Here is an 18483-nt window from a genome sequence, read left to right as displayed (position 1 = left end):
GGAGATGAACCCGGACGAGGCCGGAGACGACCACGTACATGCAGGTGCCCAGATCGTCCTTCGCGAACAGCGGCTCGCCGGGGGCGAGCTCCACCTCCGCGAGGGCATCGGCCAACTGGCGCAGCAAATCCTCGGGTGTCGCGGAGAAGATGCCAACCTCCCGGAGTCTCTGGACCTTGAGGTCGGTGGGATCGCTGGTCATGGCGCAGGCAGGAGCGGCACGGAGTGAAAAGGGCTGGCAGGTCGGATCGTGGGCTCCGCAGCTTGGACCACTGCCGCACCCGCAGTCTGTCCAAGAATGTCCCTCCGAGCTAGATCCCCGGACGGGACGTTGCACAGCCGCTCACACCCCGAACCCACCTCAGTCCGCGACCTCCAGGAGACGCGGCAGCAGCTGCACCAGATTGCAGGGACGGGTGGCGTCGCTCAGCTGGGCGTGGATGAGCCGATCCCAGGCCGTTTCCACCGCATCGAGGGAACCCGGCAGCACGAACACCACCGTGCCGTTCGCCACCCCGGCGAGACAACGGCTCTGGAGTGCACTGGTGCCGATCGTCTCAAACGACAGCACCCGGAAGAGCTCGCCGAACCCGTCGATGGTCTTGTCGAGGAGGGGGGCGACAGCTTCCGGTGTGCCGTCCCGTCCGGTGAGGCCCGTGCCACCGGAACTCAGCACCACCTGAACGTCGGGATCGGCGATCCAGCCGCTCACCACGGCCCGGATCCGGTAGCGGTCGTCCGGCACCAGCTGCCGGGCGACGAGTCGATGGCCGTCGGCCTCGAGGCGCGCCAGCAGGGCTGCTCCGGAACGGTCGTCCGCCAGGGTGCGGGTGTCGGACACCGTCAGCAGGGCGATGGCGAGACCCACCGGAACCGCTCCAAACGACCATCCTGGTCTAGGAGGAGTCGCCTGTTCGAACGAGCCGATGGGACCCGGCGGTGGTGATCTGCGCGTGCTGCTCTTCGCCTCGCTGCGGGAGCGGGCCGGCTGGGGGGAGCGCCTCATCCGCCTGCCGCTGGAGCCTGGGACGACCCCGGCCCGGATCTGGACGGAGCTCGGCCTGGAGGCCTGCCAGCCCGGAGCCACCGGAATCCGGATCGCCATCAACCAGCGCTTCGCGTCCGCCGATCAGCCCCTGCGCCCTGGCGACGAGCTGGCCTTTCTCCCTCCGATCAGCGGCGGCTGAGCATGGAGCCGCTGATCGCCCTCCACCCGGCGCGTTTCGAACCGCTGGCGCTGCTGCAGAGCTGGCATGAGCTGCTGGCGCGGCAATCCGGTGGCCCGGCCGCGGCGGAGGCCAGTTTCGTGGGCCGGGCCCGCGGCCGCGGCGGCCACGGGGAACCCCTGACGGGCCTGGAGCTGGAGCACTACCCGGGGATGACCGAGCGGTGTCTCGACAGCCAGGCGCGGGAGCTCATGGGGGAGCACGGCGTGATCGCCGTGATGGTGCACCACCGGGTCGGCCTGGTGGAGCCCGGAGACGCCATCGTGCTGGTCGCCGTGGTCGCCGACCGCCGCGGTCCTGCCCAGCGCTGCTGCCAGGCCCTGCTGGAGCGGCTCAAGCACGACGCCCCGTTCTGGAAGCGGGAGCACGGCCTGGATGGCCACAGCCGCTGGCTGGCGGGCAACACGGCGCTGTGAGCCGCCCGCCCCTCCTGAGCCAGTCCAGGTGAAGGTGATCGCCTAAAAGATGGGCAGGCGCAGCAGCTGGGCCCAGAGTTCCGCTCCGGCCGCCAGGGATCCGCAGGCAGCCGGGAGCTCCAGCAGCAGGTCGGCAGCCTGCAGGGACCCAAGGCGCGAGGAGGCCTGGGGACCCGCCACCCTGGCCAGCAGTTCTCCCTGGGGTCCCACCTCCAGCGTGGCCCGCACCAGTTCCGGCCGGCCCGGGGCCCGCGACAGCGCGGTGGCCAGCCGCACCCGCAGCCTCGGCAGCAGCTGCAGCTCCGCGCCCTCCAGCCGCTGCAGGGCAGGCCAGAGCAACTGCAGGGCCGTGATCGCCGCGGCGACGGGATTGCCGGGCAGGCCGAAAAAAGGCTTGCCTGCCAACGTCCCGAAGGCGAAGGGTCGACCGGGTTTGAGGAAGAGCTTCCAGAAGGCGACGCTGCCCAGGTCCTCGAGCAGGGGCCGGATCCAGTCACTGTCCCCGACGGACACCCCCCCCGTGCTGACCACCACATCCGTCCGCTCCGCGAGGAGCTCGAGAGCCTGACGGAGCGCCGCCGGATCGTCGGGGACCACGCGCTTCATCGCCACCGCCTGACCGAGCCGGGTGAGCAGGGCCTCCAACAGGGTGCCGTTGCTCTCCCAGATCGCGCCGGGGCGCCGGGACGCGCCCACCGGTGTGAGCTCATCGCCGCTGATCAGCAGGCCGATCCGGGGACGGGGGACGACCGCCAGCTCCGGCACCCCGCAACTGGCCAGCCGTGCCAGATCGGCCGGCCCCAGCCGCTGTCCAGCCGCCAGGAGCTCCTGGCCGGCAGCCGCTTCCTCATCGGCGGCTCGAATCCAGGGGTTCGTGCCCACGGCCCTCTCCACCCGGATGGCCTGGTCGGCCTCCAGCCCGACGAGCTCCTGGGGCACCACCCAGCCGGCCCCAGCCGGCAGCGGCGCCCCCGTGAGGATGCGCACGGCCTCCCCCGGCGCCAGAGGGCCCGCCCAGGGAGCTCCCGGAGCGGCCCGCCCCACCAGGGTCCAGCGGCTGCCCAGCGGTGGGGGAGACGGGCCCGCCAGGGCATACCCATCCATGACGGAGGCCCGGAAGCCCGGGATGGCCTCAGGGGCCGACACGGGAGCGGCCGTCACCCGACCCAGCGCCGCGGCAAGCGCCACCGTCTCCACGCCAGGTCGGCGCACCAGCCCATCGAGCACCAGACGCCGGGCCTGGTCCAGAGGCAGGCCCTCCGGCGGAAACGGTTCGGCCATGGCGCTCAAGCCGGGGCCGCGGACGCGGCGACCTCAGGGTGCGTCCAGGGGCCATGGCGCCCCCCCTCCTTGCGCAGCAGCCGCACCGGGCCGATCGTCATGGCCGGCTCTGCCGACTTGACCATGTCGTACAGGGTGAGCAGACCCACCTGCACAGCCGTGAGCGCCTCCATCTCCACGCCGGTGGGGCCCGTGGTGCGGGCCGTCACGGTGATCCTGAGGCCCGCCGCATCCTCGGTGGGGGTGATGGCCACATCAACGCCGCTGAGGGCGATCGGGTGGCAGAGGGGAATGAGTTCGGCGGTGCGCTTGGCCGCCTGAATGGCGGCCACCCGCGCCACGGCCAGCACATCCCCCTTGGGGGTGCGGCCATCGAGCACGGCCCTCAGCAAGGCCGGCCCCAGGCCGATCACCCCCTCGGCCACCGCCGTGCGCAGGGTCTGGGGGCGATCACCCACCTCCACCATGCGCACCTCCCCGCGGGCATTGAGGTGACTGAGCTGGGATCCATCCATGCTGCGGGGCCGGGGCCGGCGCTGGGGAGCGCTGGACATCATGGGAGCAAATCCGCCGCCGTGGCTGGACTGACTCAGGCAGGTCATCGGCCTGTGGGGATCAGACCTGCTTGAGCCAGTAGAACTGATAGCTCTGCAGCAGGATGTCGCCCTCCCGTCGCAGGGGCCTGCGACCGGTGAACAGGTCGATCTGCGGAGCCGCCAGGTCCAGCCCGCGACGACACAGCGCCTCGGCACTGAGGGGCTCCGGCGTGGAATGAAAATTGGCAACCACCAGCACCTGCTCCGAAGGTCGGGCCGGGTAGGCACGCAGGAAGCAGAGCAGATGGTCGTTTCCAGTGGCGAGCAACTCCCGATTGTTGAAATCGGCAAAGGCCACCAAAGACTTGCGGATGGCAATCATGCGCCGCAGCGACGAAAACAGACGATGCTCCATGGTGCCCGCCTGATGACGCGTCTCGGCATGCTGCCAATCGATGCTCGGCCGATGGACCCAGCGGTTGTCGGAGGCCTTGGCGGGATCCTCCCGGTAGCCATAGTCATTCAGCAGGCCCAGGGCATCGCCGTTGTAGAGAAGAGGAATTCCTCCAAAGGAAAGAATCACACTGTGCAGCAGGAGAATGCGGCTGATGGCCGTCGCGATCTGCTTGGGATCAGCCTCCGCCACGGCCTTTTCCAGGCCCGCCAGAGAAGCCAGCGATCCACAGATGCGGGCATCGCCGGTGGCCTCGTTCTGCATGAAGGGCAGGCCGCGAGACGGCGAGTCCTCGAACTGACCGCAGAAGAAGTCGAGCAGGAAGCGCCGGTGCGCCTTAGGGTCATAGCCGACAGCACGGACATCCACATCGTCGAATCCGAAACCGATGTCATCATGACAACGGAGATAATTCAGCCAGGTCGCCCGATCAAGTTTATTGGGCAGACTTTGCAACCCTTGTGACAGCAGCCTGGCGTTCTGCGTCGCCACAGCGTCCCAGAGGAGCGACATCAAGGTGGCGTTGTAGGCAATCTCGCATTCCTTGGCGATGATGGCATCCTCGCCGAAGTACTTAATCACCTCGACAGGGGCTACAATCGCCTCGGCGATGAACAACACGCCAGGGGCGGTTGCCTGGCAGCAATCCTTCATCAGCTGCAGCAGCAGGTGGGCATTCCTCTGGTTCTGAGAGTCTGTGCCGATCTCCTTCCAGAGAAACGCAACAGCATCCAGGCGCATGATATCGACGCCATTGTTAGCCCAGAAGAGCACAACACCGAGCATCTCGATGAACACCTCAGGATTGCTGTAGTTCAAATCCCATTGATAGCCATGAAAGACAGTCATTACCCATTTCTGGGCCTGCTCATTCCAGGTGAAGTTGCCAGGCGAAGTCTCCGGGAAGACCTCGGGCATTGTGCGCTCAAATAGGTCAGGAATGTCACGACTTTCGTACATATAATAATAATCCTGATAGACGGGATCACCCTCGCTGGCCAGGCGGGCCCAGTGATGTTCGTCCGAGGTGTGGTTCATCACGATGTCGAGCACCAACAGGATGTCCCGCCGCCGCAGCTCAGCCGCCAGATGTTGCAGGTCGGCGAGATCCCCTACCCGCTCATCAATCTGCCGAAAGTCGCTGACCGCATAGCCGCCATCACTCTTGCCGATCGGACACTTCAGGATCGGCATCACATGAATCATGTTGACACCCAGTTCCTGAAAATAATCCGTCTTGTCAGCCAGATCTCTGAGGTTCTTGGCAAAGCCGTTCGTGTACAGCGCCATGCCGACCCATTGCTGAGAGAGAAACCAGTTGTGATCTTTCTCACGGGCAATATCCAGCGCTTCCAGCTCCGGCCTGCGGTTGATATAGGCCTCGGCCATCGCCTCCACCAGGCGAAGCATCTGACGCTTGAAGTCGGGTCGATCCCCGTAAAGGGTGTAAAACAGGGAATGGATAGCGTAGAAGTTGGCGCCCAGTCGCGTGTAGAAGTGCCTGAGATCCTGGCGACGAATTTCCGGCTTCAGATCGTCAAGGATTGCGTTCAGCAGAGAGTGCGAGACCTGTTCATACATGGCGGCAATCCATGGAGCACGAAGGGGCTACAACCCTTTCCCCAGACCATCATGGTCGATTGGCCTCCGGACCCACTGCTGGGGAGCGGGAGGCTGTGCCAGAGTGGCCACTGGTCGGCCCCGTCTCAGCACGCCTCCAGCCAGGTGGACAGGTGGGGATGGAAGTGCAGGAATCCTTCGAGAATACCCGCGCTGTAATTGCCATTCATGCCCATGAAGCCCCCCCTGGCAAGATAGAGGTTCCACTCGGAATGGCGCTCGCCGGGCTTGCAGTCCAGCTGGGCGATCACAGTCTGATCTGCATTGGCGACCAGCACTGAGGGCAGCTCACTCTGCATGACCGGCAGATCATTGCCGCTGTCACCGGCGAACAGGGTCTGGGACATCGGAAAATTCAGGGTCTGCATCAGGAACTGGATGGCATGGAGCTTGGTGGCCGAAGCCGGCAGAACATCCAGCAACCCAATCTGAGCTGGCTCATCAATGCTGTAGATCAGGCTGGCTTGGAATCCCTGGCGATTCAATCGCCTTTGCATCTCCACCTGGAGGCTGGAGACGTCGGAGCCGAGTTCTGTGTAGAAGCTGAGCTTGTAGGTGTTCTGCTTGCTCGGCTCCTGCAAGTGGAGGCGATCCAGATCTGCGAGGAGATCCTGGATGTCGGAGGCCGTACGCCCACCCCAATCCCTGCCGATGGCCTGGTGCCAGCCCCGATGGGAGATCCAGCCCTCGGGGGAAACCTGGAGCAGGGTGGTGCCCACATCGGCCACCACCCAGTCCGGCGTGGGCAAGGCGTAATCGCGGATGGCCTCGGCCACGAGGCCGGCATCGCGGCCACTCACGTAGGCCAACGTCACCTCCGGGCGTTGCACCAGCCGGGCGAACAGGGGGCGCGCCTGAGGCGATTCCGGCTGGCGGCCATTGGGCAGCAGGGTGCGGTCGAGATCGGTGCAGAGCAACAGCCGTTCCGGGGCTGGGGCCGTCCCGGCGGCCAGGCCTGGATCAGCCATGGCGCCCTCTCCCCTCCCAGCTCGGACCCAGGGCAACGTGGCTAGAGGTTGAGGAAGTCATAGTGCTCGATCGCCTCAAGGATGCCTCTGGCATGGGATTGCTCAGCCAGATAGACATGCTCCGTATCTCCAAGGATGGAGAGCTCCTCCCGATGTCGGTTCGCCACGACCACACCCAGCGTGTTGCCGCGCAGCATATCCTCATCCCCTCCAGAACCACCGGTGGCCAGAATCCTCTCCAGCGGGATATTCCAGCGCTGGGCGACAAACCGGAGTGCCTGACCCTTCGAGGCTCGCGCCGGGACAAAGTCGAGGAACTGCCCAAAGGACAGGGTGGCATTCACGGAAAGTTCCTGGTGCCTCAGCATGGCGCGAATCTGATCCAGTGATGGCGCCAGATTGCCATCATAGTGATAGGAATATTTGAATGGACTCTGTTCCTTTCTGGGCTGGGGCTGAAGCCCCGGAAGCTCCTTCAGAATGGCCCTCAGCACCTGGGGGGTCCAGAGGTGGTTGATGTGCTTGGCCCAGGCCAGGTCCGGGAGCCAGTTGGGGGCATAGTAAATTTCAGTTCCGAGGCTTGTGATCAGGATATCCGGCACAGGAATATCATATTCACGCATGATGGCCAGCACCGAATCCAGTCGTCTGCCGGTTGCGATCCCGAACAGGCAATCCTTGCCGCGCTGGCGGATCAACTGACTGAGAAGATCCAGGCCTTCGCGATCGCCCAGCAGCGTGTTATCGATCGCTGTGAAGATGGCCTTGCCACGGCGGCCGGAGCTGCGCTGAATTCTGGACGTGCCCAAAGCCGGCGTCTTGCGTTGGACAAGCAACTCAAGCTGACGGAGATAGGCATCGGCATGGGCCTGCCATGAATAGTACTGGGCAACATAGTTCACGCCATTCTCCGAATATTCAGTCCAGCGGTCACGGTCCTCCAGGATAGACAACAGGGCCTGGGCCATCGCCTGCTTGTTGAGGGGATCCACCAGCAATCCATTGCGGCAGTTGGCGATGATGTCGACAGGACCGCCATTCTCGGTGGCCACCAGGGGAAGCCCGCTGGCTGCCGCTTCCAGCAGGGTCAGTCCGAATGGTTCCGTCAGAGCGGGATTGATGAAGACGCCCCGGGATCTGGCTGCCAATCGGTAGATGAGCGGCACATCCTCGGAGGTGTGGTGCTTGGGCAGGGCGACACACCCATAAAGATCATAGGAATCGATGGCCAGGAGCAACTCCGTGAAGACGGCCTGAGGGCCTTCATCCAGATCCCGGATGTCTTCACGGTTGCCCGCAACGATGACAAGATTTGCGAGCTTCTGCAACGGCTTTGATTCACCATAAGCCTCCAAGAGCGTAACGATGTTCTTGCGCAGGTCTGGCCTTGAGAGGGCCAGAATCATCGGCTTGGCGGAATCTTTGAGAAACAGCTCAAGACTATCCCGAAACATGGTGCCATCGCCCTGTTCCTGATCGTCGGAAACGTGAAACTGCTGCAGGTCCGTACCCGGTGGGATGATCACCATCTTGTCGGGGCTGTAGCAGTCGTAGAGTTCATACTGGTCTTCGATTTCATTGCGGGTGCTTGTGATCACGAGCGAGGCCTCCGTGATCACCTCCTCTTCGGCATCAATCCGCCGAGACATCTTGTAGCTTTCCTCGATCTGATCCAGCGACAGTCCCGCAGCGATCAGGCGGCGAACCTTGTCACGCCCGAGCGAGTGGCCCGTATGGACCAGGGGCAGCCCGGTCATGTGGGCCAGCTTCACGCCCACATAGCCCGCGTCGGCGTAGTGGGTGTGCACCACATCCGGCCAGCAGGGCTGCTGCTGCATCCAGGCCAGAAGATTGTCCGCAAAACTGTCGAGGTGATCCCAGAGCTCTTCCTTGCGGAGGTAATCGGGAGGACCGGCCTCGATCCGCACGATGCGCGCCTTCTCCCCCAGAGACTCCACGGGACGGGCATAGTCCGCACTCACGGCGGGGTCGCTGATCCGGCGGGTGATCAGCTCGACACCGGCAACCCTCGGGCAGCTCGCCAGGGCCTTGGCCAGCTCCACCACATACTTGGTCTGGCCGCCCGTGTCGGCATCCCGGCCCAGCTCCAGGTTGGCCCCCCGGATCAGGCCGTGGATGCTGATCAGCAGGATCCTGAACGGCGGGCTGGTGGAGGGCATGGCGGAGCGCGGACCGGGACGCCGGGACACTCCCGTCAGCCTGCACCCACCCGAAGGCCGCCACAAGCCGGCGTGGGCAGCAGCGGTTCGGCCGTTGCCCAAGGGCAGCGAGGGACAACGGCCGTGGGAGGGTGAGGAAGATCCCGCACGTCGCCGTGCCCTTCCTGCAGCGCTCACGAGCACCGACCCTCCTGTGCGCGTTCCTGACCCTGCTCAACGACCGCCTCGGTGAGTCGCTGATCTTTCCGCTGCTGCCCTTCCTGCTGGCGGGGTTCAGCAACGACGGACGCACCCTGGGACTGCTGGCAGGCAGCTACGCCCTCGCCCAGTTCAGCTTCACACCGCTGATCGGCGCCCTCAGCGACCACCATGGGCGCAAGCCGGTCATCGCCGGATGCGTGGCCGGTTCCGTGCTCGGTCTGGGACTGTTCGCCCTGACGATCGCCACCGACTGGCGAACCATCCCCTGGGCCGCCGGCAGCAACGTTCCCCTGGCCCTGCTCTTCGCGGGGCGGCTGATCGACGGGGTGAGCGGCGGCACCGCCGCGACGGCGAGCGCCGTCCTGGCGGACATCTCACCTCCGGAAAAGCGCGCCCAGGCCTTCGGCCTGATCGGCGTGGCCTTCGGGCTGGGCTTCATCCTCGGCCCTGCCCTCGGTGGCCTGCTCGGACAGATCAGTGTGACCCTGCCCCTGCTGCTCGCCGTGGGCATCGCGGCCCTGAACCTGGTGCTGGTGATCACCCTGCTGCCGGAAACCCATCCGATCGAGGCGCGCCGTCCCCTGCCCCGCAAGCGGGATCTGCACCCCTTCGGCCAACTGGCCCGCGTGTTCGCCCAGGAGCGGATCCGGCGCCTGTGCTGCGCCTTCTTTCTGTTCTTTCTGGGCTTCAGCGGCTTCACCGCCGTGCTGGTGCTCTATTTCAAGCAGGCCTTCGGTTGGGGCCCCGGCCTGGCCGGCGCGGCCTTTCTCGTTGTCGGAGTGGTGGCCACGGTGGTGCAGGGTGGGCTGATCGGTCCGCTGGTCAAACGGTTCGGCGAGTGGCGACTCAGCCTGGCTGGCCTCGGCTTCGTGATCGCCGGATGCCTGCTGATCGCCAGCGCCAACCCCGGCAGCGCCACCGTGTCGGTGTTCAGCGGCCTGGCGATCCTGGCCCTGGGCACCGGCCTGGTCACCCCCTGCCTGCGGTCGCTCGTCTCCCGCCGGCTGGATGACTCCGGCCAGGGTGCCGCGCTGGGCAGCCTGCAGGGTCTGCAGAGCCTGGCCGGCTTCATCGGCCCCCCCCTGGCCGGCCTGGCCTACGAGACCATCGGCCACCGGAGCCCGTTCTGGCTGGGCATCAGTCTGATGTGCGGGGTGGTGCTGTTGGTGGCCGGGGGGCTGCCCGATGCCCCCCGTCAAGCGGGCACGACACCGGGGAAGACCCGCTGAGATTGCTACGTTGCCCAGATGGTCACAGCCAATCCCGCACCCACGGTGCCGCCCGAGCTCTACATCAACCGGGAGCTCAGCTGGATCGACTTCAACTACCGGGTCCTGGCCCAGGCGCTCGACGAGCGGCGCCCCCTGCTGGAGCAGGCCAAGTTCAGCGCCATCTTCAGCAACAACCTCGATGAGTTCTTCATGGTGAGGGTGGCGACCCTCAAGTCCCAGCTGGAAGCGGGTGTCACCTGCCTCAGCGATGACGGCCTCACCCCCCAGGAACAACTCGAGGCAATCCGCCAGAAACTCAGGCCCCTGCTGGAACTGCAGCAGCAGCACTACCGCCACTCCCTCAAGAGCCACCTGGCGGAGTACGGCCTTCAGCTGATCGACTACGCCAACCTCAATGACGCCCAGCGCTCCTGGGTGGACGACTATTTCTGCAGCGCCATCTTTCCGGTGCTGACCCCCCTGGCGGTGGACCCCTCCCACCCCTTCCCCTTCATCAGCAACCTGAGCCTCAACGTGGCCGCGCTGGTGCGGGATCCGGAGACGGGACAGCAGGAGTTCGCCCGCGTCAAGGTGCCGCAGAAAATCCTGCCGCGCTTCGTGCAGATCCCCACGGACCTGAGCGACCGACAACCTTCACCGGTGTTCACCGCCGTCCCCCTGGAGCAGGTGGTGGCCTTCAACCTCTCCCTGCTGTTTCCCGGCATGAGCGTGGAGGGGCACTACTTCTTCCGGGTCACCCGCGACGCCGACCTGGAATTGCGGGACCTGGAGGCCGACGACCTGATGGAAGCCCTGGAGGAGGGGCTGCGCAAACGTCGCCGCGGCGGCGAAGTCGTGCGCCTGGAGGTGGCCGACGAGATGCCGGAGTCGGTGGTGCAGCTGCTGATGGAGGGCACCGCGGTCGAGCCCCAGGACGTGTACCGGATCAATGGTCCGCTCGGACTCGACGATCTGATGAGCCTGATGGCGGTACCCCTGCCGCAGCTGAAGGAGAAACCCCACAAGGGGCGCACCGCCCCGGCCCTGGCCCGTGCCCAGAAGAGCCTGCTGGAGGACGGATCGATCAAGGCCGAGGAGTTCGAGAGCATCTTCTCGGTGATCCGCCGCGGGGATGTGCTGCTGCAGCATCCCTACGACCTGTTCACCACCTCCGTGGAGGAGTTCCTGAACCAGGCCGCCGACGATCCCTCGGTGCTCGCCATCAAGATGACCCTCTACCGCACCTCCAGGGATTCGGGGGTGGTGTCCGCGCTGATCCGGGCCGCGGAGAATGGCAAACAGGTGATGGCCCTGGTGGAGCTGAAGGCCCGCTTCGACGAGGACAACAACATCCAGTGGGCCAAGCGACTGGAAAGCTCCGGGGTCCACGTGGTGTATGGCGTGATCGGTCTCAAGACCCACACCAAGATCCTGCTGGTGGTGCGCAAGGAAAAGGACAGGCTCAACAGCTATGTGCACATCGGCACCGGTAACTACAACGCCCGTACCTCCGGCCTCTACACCGACCTGGGCCTGTTGACCGCCAACCCCGATTTCGGGGCGGATCTGGTGGAACTGTTCAATTACCTGACGGGGTTCTCCAAGCAGCAGAGCTTCCGCCGCCTTCTGGTTGCTCCGGTCAGCCTGCGGAGCAGGATGGAAGAACTGATTCGCCGGGAAATCGACCACGCCCGGGCCGGGCGTGAGGGTCACATCCGCGCCAAGATGAATTCGCTGGTCGACCCGGCGATCATCGCTCTCCTCTACGAGGCCTCACAGGCGGGCGTGAGGATTCAGCTGGTGGTGCGCGGCATGTGCAGCCTGCGGCCGGGCATGGCCGGCATCAGCGACCACATCGAGGTGGTGAGCGTGATCGGCCGCTTTCTCGAGCACTCCCGTGTGTTCTGGTTCGGCAATGCCGGTGAGCCGGAGGTCTTCATCGGCAGCGCCGACTGGATGACCCGGAACCTCGACCGCCGGGTCGAGGCCGTGGCGCCGGTGGAAGACCCCGTGCTGCGCCATCACCTGGAGGAGCTGCTGGATCTCTACCTCCATGACGCCGGCGCCTGGCACATGGGGCCCGAAGGGCAGTTCAGCCAGCGCCCCGTCGAGGGCGACGCCACCCTGACCCAGGCGACGCTGATGAAGCGCTGGCGGGGGGGCCTGACGGCAGCGCGTGAGCCAGTCGGCAAAGCGGCCGGCTCCACTGCATAAAAACCGCATCATTTGACACCAAAAACATCATTAATGCATCGATACAGAAAGTCTTCCAATTCACACCGTTGCAAGGGTGGCAGGAGTGCTACATTCCGCGCAAATCCAAATTCGGAGGCAAGGGTGTGGGGACGCCTACGCAATCCGCTTCTCGCGTCACCTTGGTTGACGTCAAGAAGTCGGCCCAATCTCTAACTGCGACAGGCCAGGCTACACGTGCGACAGGACCCCGTTCGTCCGGCCGCCTGAGTGCCGATTCCATCGGCTGGTATCTCAGCAACATCGGCCGTGTGCCACTGCTCACACCGGCCGAAGAGATCGAGCTCGCCCATCACGTTCAGGCCGGAAAACGCCTCCAGTCCGTACCAGTTGATGAGCTGACCCCGAAGCACAAGCGACAGTTACGCATGGCCCAGAGGGCACGCGACCGCATGATGGCCGCCAACCTCCGCCTGGTCGTGAGTGTGGCCAAGAAATATCAGAACCAGGGCCTGGAATTGCTGGACCTGGTGCAGGAAGGGGCGATCGGTCTGGAGCGCGCCGTCGACAAGTTCGATCCGGCGATGGGCTACAAGTTCTCCACCTATGCCTACTGGTGGATCCGCCAGGGGATGACCCGGGCCATCGACAACAGCGCCCGCACCATCCGGCTTCCGATCCACATCAGTGAAAAGCTCTCCAAGATGCGCCGCGTCACGCGGGAGCTCTCCCATCGGCTGGGCCGGCAGCCCAACCGGCTGGAGCTGTCCCATGCCATGGACATGCGCCCGGAGGAACTCGAGGAGCTGATGGCCCAGAGTGCTCCCTGTGCCTCGCTCGATGCCCATGCCCGGGGCGAGGAGGACCGCAGCACCCTGGGAGAGCTGATCGCCGATCCGGCCAGCAACGAGCATTTCGACTCCATGGACCGCCACATCCAGAAGGAACACCTCGGTGCCTGGCTGTCCCAGCTGAACGAGCGTGAGCAGACGATCATCCGGCTGCGTTTCGGGCTGGAAGGATCCGAGCCGCTGACCCTGGCCGAGATCGGTCGGCTGATCAACGTCTCCCGCGAGCGGGTGCGCCAGCTGGAAGCCAAGGCGATCATGAAGCTGCGCCTGATGAGCAACTACCAGCAGGCCGCCTGAGCGGAGGCGCCGGGTGACCGACTGGCAGCATCAGCTGGTCGCCGTGCTGGCGGTGGCCGGATGGCTGGCCGTCCTCAGCGCCGCTGCCGTGCTGGTGCGCCGTCGCTGGAACGGGGAGCTGGCCCAGGCGCAGCGGGAATGGAGTCGCAAACTGGTGCACATCGGCACAGGCCTGGTCATCCCGATGGCCTGGGGCCTGGGCATTGATCGCGGGGTGGCCCTGCCGGCTGCCGCCCTTGTCACGGTGCTGGCTGCCCTGAACCACCGCACCCGGCTGCTGCCGGCGGTGGAGGATGTGGGGCGCCACAGCTACGGCACCGTCGCCTACGGGGCGTCGATCACCCTGTTGCTGTGGTGGTTCTGGCCTGACCAGCCGGCCCCGGTGGCCGCCGGCGTGCTGGTGATGGCCCTGGGGGATGGGCTGGCGGGACTGCTGGGCCCCCTCTGGCCGTCGCCGAGCTGGAAGGTGCTGGGCCAGCGCCGCTCCGTGGCCGGCACGGCTGTGATGGGGCTCGCCAGTGTCACGGTGCTCGGCATCCTGAGCGCGACGGTGGGAGGTCCCGGTCCTGGCGCGGTGGTGGCCATGGCGGCGGCGGCGACCCTGCTGGAGCAGGTCGCGCTGGTGGGCGTGGACAACCTCACGGTCCCCCTCGGGGTGGCCTGGCTGTGGCAGAGGCTGGGTTAGGGCGCCGCGAGGGGTGCCGCTAGGCCTCGAGGAGATCCTCGCAGCGACGCTCCCAGTCCTGGGGCGTCCCCAGACCCGCGACCACCACCCGGTCGCCGGGTTCCTCCCGAAGCCGCAGCTGCCACTGGCGAATCAGCTCCGCCTTCTCCAGCCACGCCTCCATCACCGCGTTGTGGATGGCCACGCCATCCCACTGCCGCTGGCGGCCGATCGCCTGGGACCAACCCAGCAGATCATCCAGCTGGAAGGGCCGGAAACCGGCGAAGGCCGGGCCGCGCGCCTGTTCCAGATAGAACATCTGCAGAGGATCTGTCAGGCCGCAGAACTGAAGGAGGAAGGTCATGACTGCCCCCGAGGAACTGCAGAAACCCTATGCACAGCCGCACGAAATGCTGTTCACGAAGAACAGTCTGTTGCAGAAGTGGGCCCCGACCGGATAGTCAGCACTCTCGATATTCGAGTGCCAGAACATCAGCCTGGCGTCTCACCTGGAGGCGCGCCGCGAGGAGCGGCTGGCCGTTTCAGCCCACACCCACCGGCTGCGGACGGTTGGCGATGCTGCGGACGGCAGCCGCCAGCCGCTCCAGGACATCGGTGGTGGCGCTCAGATCGATGCAGGCGTCCGTGATGCTCTGGCCGTAGGTGAGGGTGGAGAGATCCGCCGCAATCTTCTGGTTCCCGGCCACCAGGTGGCTCTCCAGCATCACCCCCATCACGTGCCGGCTGCCAGCGGCCACCTGGGCGGCCACCTGGTCCGCCACCTCGGCCTGGCGGCGGTAGTCCTTGTTGGAGTTGCCGTGGCTGCAGTCGACCATCAGCCTGGAGGGCAGACCCAGGGCCTCGAGGGCCAGGGCGGCCTCCTCGATCGCCTCGGGGTGGTAGTTCGTGCCGCCCTTGCCGCCCCTGAGCACCAGATGGCCGTCGGGATTGCCCGTGGTCGTGATGATCGAGGCGTAGCCCTCCTGGTTGATGCCCAGAAAATGGTGGGGGCGGGCCGCGGCCTCGACGGCGTTGATGGCGGTGGCGATGCTGCCGTCCGTACCGTTCTTGAAGCCGATCGGCATCGAGAGCCCCGAGGCCATCTCGCGGTGGGTCTGGCTCTCGGTGGTGCGGGCGCCGATGGCGGTCCAGGTGATCAGATCGGCGATGTACTGGGGCACGATCGGATCCAGCAGTTCGGTGGCCGCCGGCAGTCCGAGCTCACCGACGTGGAGAAGCAGTTCCCGCGCGAGGCGCAGACCGGTGTTGATGTCGTAGCTGCCGTCGAGATGGGGGTCGTTGATCAGACCCTTCCAGCCCACCGTCGTGCGGGGCTTCTCGAAATACACCCGCATCACCACCTCCAGTTCACCCCGGTGGCGGTCGCGGGCCGCGGCGATCCGGTCGGCGTAATCCTTGGCGGCGGCCACGTCGTGGACCGAACAGGGCCCGACGATCACCAGAAGCCGGGAGTCTCGGCCGTGGAGGATGGCCTGGATGCGCTCCCGGGCCTGCTGCACGGTGTCCGCGGTGCGCTCCGTGATCGGCAGTTCCCGGTGCAGCAGGGCCGGAGACACCAGCGGGCGGGTTTCCACCACATGGAGATCACTGGTGGTGGCGTGCATGGCTGAAAGGGGCCAGAAGTTGGCGTTGTGCCGGGACTCTCCACCCTAGACAGCCGCCTTTTGCAGCTGTTCACACCAACAGTCGGGATCACGGCCAAGAACAATGGGTTCAGAGATGGACCCCGCTGGGCATGGCTGAAGACACCTTCCTGACCCGCTACCGCTCCGCCGCGGCAGAGCGCGAGGCCCTGGGGGTGCCGGCCCTGCCCCTGACAGCCGAGCAGACCCAGGCCCTGACCGAACTGCTGCAGGCTCCCCCCGCCGGCGAGGAAGCCTTCCTGCTGCACCTGCTCAGCGAGCGCATCCCCCCGGGGGTGGATGAGGCGGCCTACGTGAAGGCCGGCTGGCTCTCCGGCGTGGCCAAGACAACGGCGTCGAGCCCCCTGGTGAGCCCGGTGCAGGCCGTGGAGCTGCTGGCCACCATGATCGGCGGCTACAACGTGGGGGCCCTGATCGAGCTGCTCGGCAGCGACGACGACGTCATCGCCCGGGCCGCCGCCGAGGGACTCAGCCGCACCCTGCTGGTCTACGACGCCTACCACGACGTGCTGGACCTGGCCGAGACCAACCCCTGGGCGAAGCAGGTGGTGGACAGCTGGGCCGCTGCGGCGTGGTTCACCGCCAAGCCCGAACTGCCGGCCGCGATCACCGTGACGGTGTTCAAGGTGGAGGGCGAGACCAACACCGACGACCTCTCCCCCGCCACCCACGCCACCACCCGCCCGGACATCCCCCTGCACGCCACGGCGATGCTGGAGACCCGCATGCCCGGCGGCCTGGAGCTGATCGCCCAGCTGAAAACCAAGGGCCATCCCGTGGCCTACGTGGGCGACGTGGTGGGCACCGGCAGCTCGCGCAAGTCGGCCATCAACTCGGTGCTGTGGCACACCGGCACCGACATCCCCCATGTGCCGAACAAGCGCGGCGGCGGCGTGATCCTGGGGGGGAAGATCGCGCCGATCTTCTTCAACACCGCCGAGGACTCCGGCGCCCTGCCGATCGAGTGCGACGTCACCGCGCTGAACTCCGGCGATGTGATCACGATCCGGCCCTACGCCGGCACGATCGAGCGCGCCGCCGGTGAGCCCGGCGCCGGTGAGATCGTGGCCCGCTTCGAGCTCAAACCCAGCACGATCACCGATGAGGTGCGGGCCGGCGGCCGCATCCCCCTGCTGATCGGCCGCTCGCTCACCGACAAGGTGCGCGCCCAGCTGGGGCTGCCCCCCAGCGAGCTGTTCATCCGCCCGGCGGCCCCGGCCGACACCGGCAAGGGTTTCACCCTGGCCCAGAAGATGGTGGGCAAGGCCTGCGGCCTGCCGGGCCTGCGGCCGGGCACCAGCTGCGAGCCGCTGATGACCACCGTGGGCTCCCAGGACACCACCGGGCCGATGACCCGCGATGAGATGAAGGAGCTCGCCTGCCTGGGCTTCTCGGCGGATCTGGTGATGCAGAGCTTCTGCCACACCGCCGCCTACCCCAAGCCCGTGGATCTCAAGACCCACGCCGAGCTGCCCGACTTCATGGCCTCCCGCGGCGGCGTGGCCCTGCGGCCCGGCGACGGCATCATCCACAGCTGGCTCAACCGCATGCTCCTGCCCGACACCGTGGGCACCGGCGGCGACAGCCACACCCGCTTCCCCCTCGGCATCTCCTTCCCGGCCGGCTCGGGCCTGGTGGCCTTCGCCGCCGCGATCGGCGCCATGCCGCTCGACATGCCCGAATCGGTGCTGGTGAAATTCAGCGGCTCGCTGCAGCCGGGCGTGACCCTGCGCGACGTGGTCAACGCCATCCCCTACGTGGCCATCCAGCAGGGGCTGCTCACCGTGGCCAAGGAGGGCAAGAAGAACGTGTTCAACGGCCGGATCATGGAGATCGAGGGCCTGCCCGATCTCAAGCTGGAGCAGGCTTTCGAACTGACGGATGCGACCGCCGAACGCTCCTGTGCCGGCAGCACGATCAAGCTCTCGGTGGACACGGTGAGCGAATACCTGCGCAGCAACGTGGCGCTGCTCAAGAACATGATCGCCCGCGGCTACGGCGATGCCCGCACCCTGGCGCGCCGCATCAAGGCGATGGAGGCCTGGCTGGCCGATCCGCAGCTGATGGAGGCCGACCCCGACGCCGAGTACGCCGAGATCATCGAGATCGACCTCGATGCGATCACCGAGCCGATCCTGGCCTGCCCCAACGACCCCGACAACGTCAAGACCCTCAGTGACGTGGCGGGCGAGCGGATCGATGAGGTGTTCATCGGCTCCTGCATGACCAACATCGGCCACTACCGCGCCGCTGCCAACGTGCTGCAGGGCCAGGGTGAGAACGCCGCCCGGCTGTGGGTGTGCCCACCGACCCGCATGGACGAGGAGAAGCTCAAGGAGGAGGGCTACTACGCCATCTTCGAAGCTGCCGGATCGCGCATGGAGATGCCCGGCTGCTCGCTCTGCATGGGCAACCAGGCGCGGGTGGAGGACAACACCACGGTGTTCTCCACCAGCACCCGGAACTTCAACAACCGCCTCGGCAACGGCGCCCAGGTGTACCTGGGCAGCGCCGAACTGGCGGCGGTGTGCGCCCAGCTGGGCCGCATCCCCAGCAAGGAGGAGTACCTGGCGATCGCCGCCGAGAAGATTGACCCCTACGGAGCCGAGCTGTACCGCTACCTCAACTTCGATCAGATCGAGGGCTTCGAGGATTCCGGGCGGGTGGTGAGCGCCGAGGCGGAGGCTGAAGTGCTGGCCGGGGTCTGATGGGGACGGCCCG

16 protein-coding genes and 1 pseudogene are annotated in these 18483 nt (G+C 66.3%); 8 read left to right on the top strand and 9 right to left on the bottom strand.

From position 1 onward, the window contains the following. Window positions 1-202 (bottom strand): cyclic nucleotide-binding domain-containing protein (locus ACLD7X_RS07900; RefSeq protein WP_411423003.1); only part of this gene is annotated, 202 nt, incomplete at its 3' end. Window positions 203-361: 159 nt separating this feature from the next. Next, the gene (gene moaB, locus ACLD7X_RS07895) at window positions 362-868 is read right to left on the bottom strand and encodes a molybdenum cofactor biosynthesis protein B (protein WP_411423002.1); all 507 of its coding nucleotides are present in this window, start codon (window positions 866-868) and stop codon (window positions 362-364) included. Between the two features lie 58 nt (window positions 869-926). Here moaB and ACLD7X_RS07890 point away from each other — a divergent pair, with 58 nt between their 5' ends. After that, entirely contained in the window at window positions 927-1187 is a 261-nt protein-coding gene (locus tag ACLD7X_RS07890; RefSeq protein ID WP_412007274.1) for a MoaD/ThiS family protein, read from the top strand. 2 nt (window positions 1188-1189) lie between these two features. Then, entirely contained in the window at window positions 1190-1642 is a 453-nt protein-coding gene (locus ACLD7X_RS07885) for a molybdopterin synthase catalytic subunit (protein WP_412007275.1), read from the top strand. A 42-nt stretch (window positions 1643-1684) separates the two neighbouring features. Here the strand turns inward: ACLD7X_RS07885 and ACLD7X_RS07880 are convergent, their stop codons facing one another. From ACLD7X_RS07880 to ACLD7X_RS07860, 5 genes are all read right to left on the bottom strand, one after another. Next, the gene (locus ACLD7X_RS07880) at window positions 1685-2923 is read right to left on the bottom strand and encodes a molybdopterin molybdotransferase MoeA (RefSeq protein ID WP_411423000.1); all 1239 of its coding nucleotides are present in this window, start codon (window positions 2921-2923) and stop codon (window positions 1685-1687) included. A gap of 5 nt (window positions 2924-2928) precedes the next feature. After that, on the bottom strand, window positions 2929-3525 hold the full coding sequence (moaC, locus tag ACLD7X_RS07875; protein ID WP_411422999.1) for a cyclic pyranopterin monophosphate synthase MoaC: 597 nt from the start codon (window positions 3523-3525) through the stop codon (window positions 2929-2931). A 13-nt stretch (window positions 3526-3538) separates the two neighbouring features. Further along, a complete protein-coding gene (locus ACLD7X_RS07870; RefSeq protein WP_411422998.1) occupies window positions 3539-5494 on the bottom strand; it encodes an amylosucrase in 1956 nt (651 codons plus the stop codon). Window positions 5495-5619: 125 nt separating this feature from the next. Next, entirely contained in the window at window positions 5620-6501 is an 882-nt protein-coding gene (locus ACLD7X_RS07865) for an HAD-IIB family hydrolase (protein WP_411422997.1), read from the bottom strand. A 41-nt stretch (window positions 6502-6542) separates the two neighbouring features. Beyond that, the gene (locus tag ACLD7X_RS07860) at window positions 6543-8681 is read right to left on the bottom strand and encodes an HAD-IIB family hydrolase (protein WP_412007276.1); all 2139 of its coding nucleotides are present in this window, start codon (window positions 8679-8681) and stop codon (window positions 6543-6545) included. Window positions 8682-8836: 155 nt separating this feature from the next. Between ACLD7X_RS07860 and ACLD7X_RS07855 the strand changes: the two genes are divergently transcribed. The 5 genes and pseudogenes from ACLD7X_RS07855 to ACLD7X_RS07835 all read left to right on the top strand — a co-directional run bounded on the left by ACLD7X_RS07855 (window position 8837) and on the right by ACLD7X_RS07835 (window position 14119). Continuing rightward, a complete protein-coding gene (locus ACLD7X_RS07855) occupies window positions 8837-10111 on the top strand; it encodes an MFS transporter (protein WP_425625126.1) in 1275 nt (424 codons plus the stop codon). An 18-nt stretch (window positions 10112-10129) separates the two neighbouring features. Continuing rightward, window positions 10130-12307 carry a polyphosphate kinase 1 gene (gene ppk1 / locus ACLD7X_RS07850; protein ID WP_411422994.1) on the top strand — a complete coding sequence of 726 codons (2178 nt, stop codon included), beginning with the start codon at window positions 10130-10132 and terminating at the stop codon, window positions 12305-12307. A 125-nt stretch (window positions 12308-12432) separates the two neighbouring features. Continuing rightward, window positions 12433-12645, top strand: a pseudogene (locus ACLD7X_RS07845) (sigma-70 factor domain-containing protein); the annotation flags it as partial. Window positions 12646-12714: 69 nt separating this feature from the next. Then, a complete protein-coding gene (locus ACLD7X_RS07840) occupies window positions 12715-13434 on the top strand; it encodes a sigma-70 family RNA polymerase sigma factor (RefSeq protein ID WP_412007200.1) in 720 nt (239 codons plus the stop codon). Between the two features lie 13 nt (window positions 13435-13447). Continuing rightward, window positions 13448-14119 (top strand): phosphatidate cytidylyltransferase, encoded by a 672-nt coding sequence (locus ACLD7X_RS07835; RefSeq protein WP_411422992.1) that lies wholly within the window; start codon window positions 13448-13450, stop codon window positions 14117-14119. A 19-nt stretch (window positions 14120-14138) separates the two neighbouring features. Here ACLD7X_RS07835 and ACLD7X_RS07830 read toward each other — a convergent pair whose 3' ends face one another. Together ACLD7X_RS07830 and ACLD7X_RS07825 are read right to left on the bottom strand one after the other, a co-directional pair. After that, on the bottom strand, window positions 14139-14462 hold the full coding sequence (locus ACLD7X_RS07830; RefSeq protein WP_411422991.1) for a hypothetical protein: 324 nt from the start codon (window positions 14460-14462) through the stop codon (window positions 14139-14141). 178 nt (window positions 14463-14640) lie between these two features. Beyond that, window positions 14641-15723 (bottom strand): 3-deoxy-7-phosphoheptulonate synthase, encoded by a 1083-nt coding sequence (locus ACLD7X_RS07825; protein ID WP_411422990.1) that lies wholly within the window; start codon window positions 15721-15723, stop codon window positions 14641-14643. A 131-nt stretch (window positions 15724-15854) separates the two neighbouring features. On the opposite strand from ACLD7X_RS07825, the gene acnB reads away from it, so the two are divergent. Further along, the gene (gene acnB, locus ACLD7X_RS07820; RefSeq protein WP_411422989.1) at window positions 15855-18470 is read left to right on the top strand and encodes a bifunctional aconitate hydratase 2/2-methylisocitrate dehydratase; all 2616 of its coding nucleotides are present in this window, start codon (window positions 15855-15857) and stop codon (window positions 18468-18470) included. The last annotated feature ends 13 nt before the right edge of the window (window positions 18471-18483 follow it).

This window comes from Aphanothece microscopica RSMan92 (genome assembly GCF_046613545.2).
Taxonomy (GTDB): Bacteria; Cyanobacteriota; Cyanobacteriia; order PCC-6307; family Cyanobiaceae; genus NIES-981.
The sequence above is the reverse complement of the archived record's forward strand: the minus strand, read 5'-3'. Positions and strand labels throughout refer to the sequence as shown.

Coding starts and splice junctions, on each gene's coding strand:
- ACLD7X_RS07890 (WP_412007274.1), top strand. CDS start 927: ATGGGACCCGGCGGTGGTGATCTGCGCGTGCTGCTCTTCGCCTCGCTG.
- ACLD7X_RS07885 (WP_412007275.1), top strand. CDS start 1,190: ATGGAGCCGCTGATCGCCCTCCACCCGGCGCGTTTCGAACCGCTGGCG.
- ACLD7X_RS07880 (WP_411423000.1), bottom strand. CDS start 2,923: ATGGCCGAACCGTTTCCGCCGGAGGGCCTGCCTCTGGACCAGGCCCGG.
- moaC (WP_411422999.1), bottom strand. CDS start 3,525: ATGACCTGCCTGAGTCAGTCCAGCCACGGCGGCGGATTTGCTCCCATG.
- ACLD7X_RS07870 (WP_411422998.1), bottom strand. CDS start 5,494: ATGTATGAACAGGTCTCGCACTCTCTGCTGAACGCAATCCTTGACGAT.
- ACLD7X_RS07865 (WP_411422997.1), bottom strand. CDS start 6,501: ATGGCTGATCCAGGCCTGGCCGCCGGGACGGCCCCAGCCCCGGAACGG.
- ACLD7X_RS07860 (WP_412007276.1), bottom strand. CDS start 8,681: ATGCCCTCCACCAGCCCGCCGTTCAGGATCCTGCTGATCAGCATCCAC.
- ppk1 (WP_411422994.1), top strand. CDS start 10,130: ATGGTCACAGCCAATCCCGCACCCACGGTGCCGCCCGAGCTCTACATC.
- ACLD7X_RS07840 (WP_412007200.1), top strand. CDS start 12,715: ATGGCCCAGAGGGCACGCGACCGCATGATGGCCGCCAACCTCCGCCTG.
- ACLD7X_RS07830 (WP_411422991.1), bottom strand. CDS start 14,462: ATGACCTTCCTCCTTCAGTTCTGCGGCCTGACAGATCCTCTGCAGATG.
- ACLD7X_RS07825 (WP_411422990.1), bottom strand. CDS start 15,723: ATGCACGCCACCACCAGTGATCTCCATGTGGTGGAAACCCGCCCGCTG.
- acnB (WP_411422989.1), top strand. CDS start 15,855: ATGGCTGAAGACACCTTCCTGACCCGCTACCGCTCCGCCGCGGCAGAG.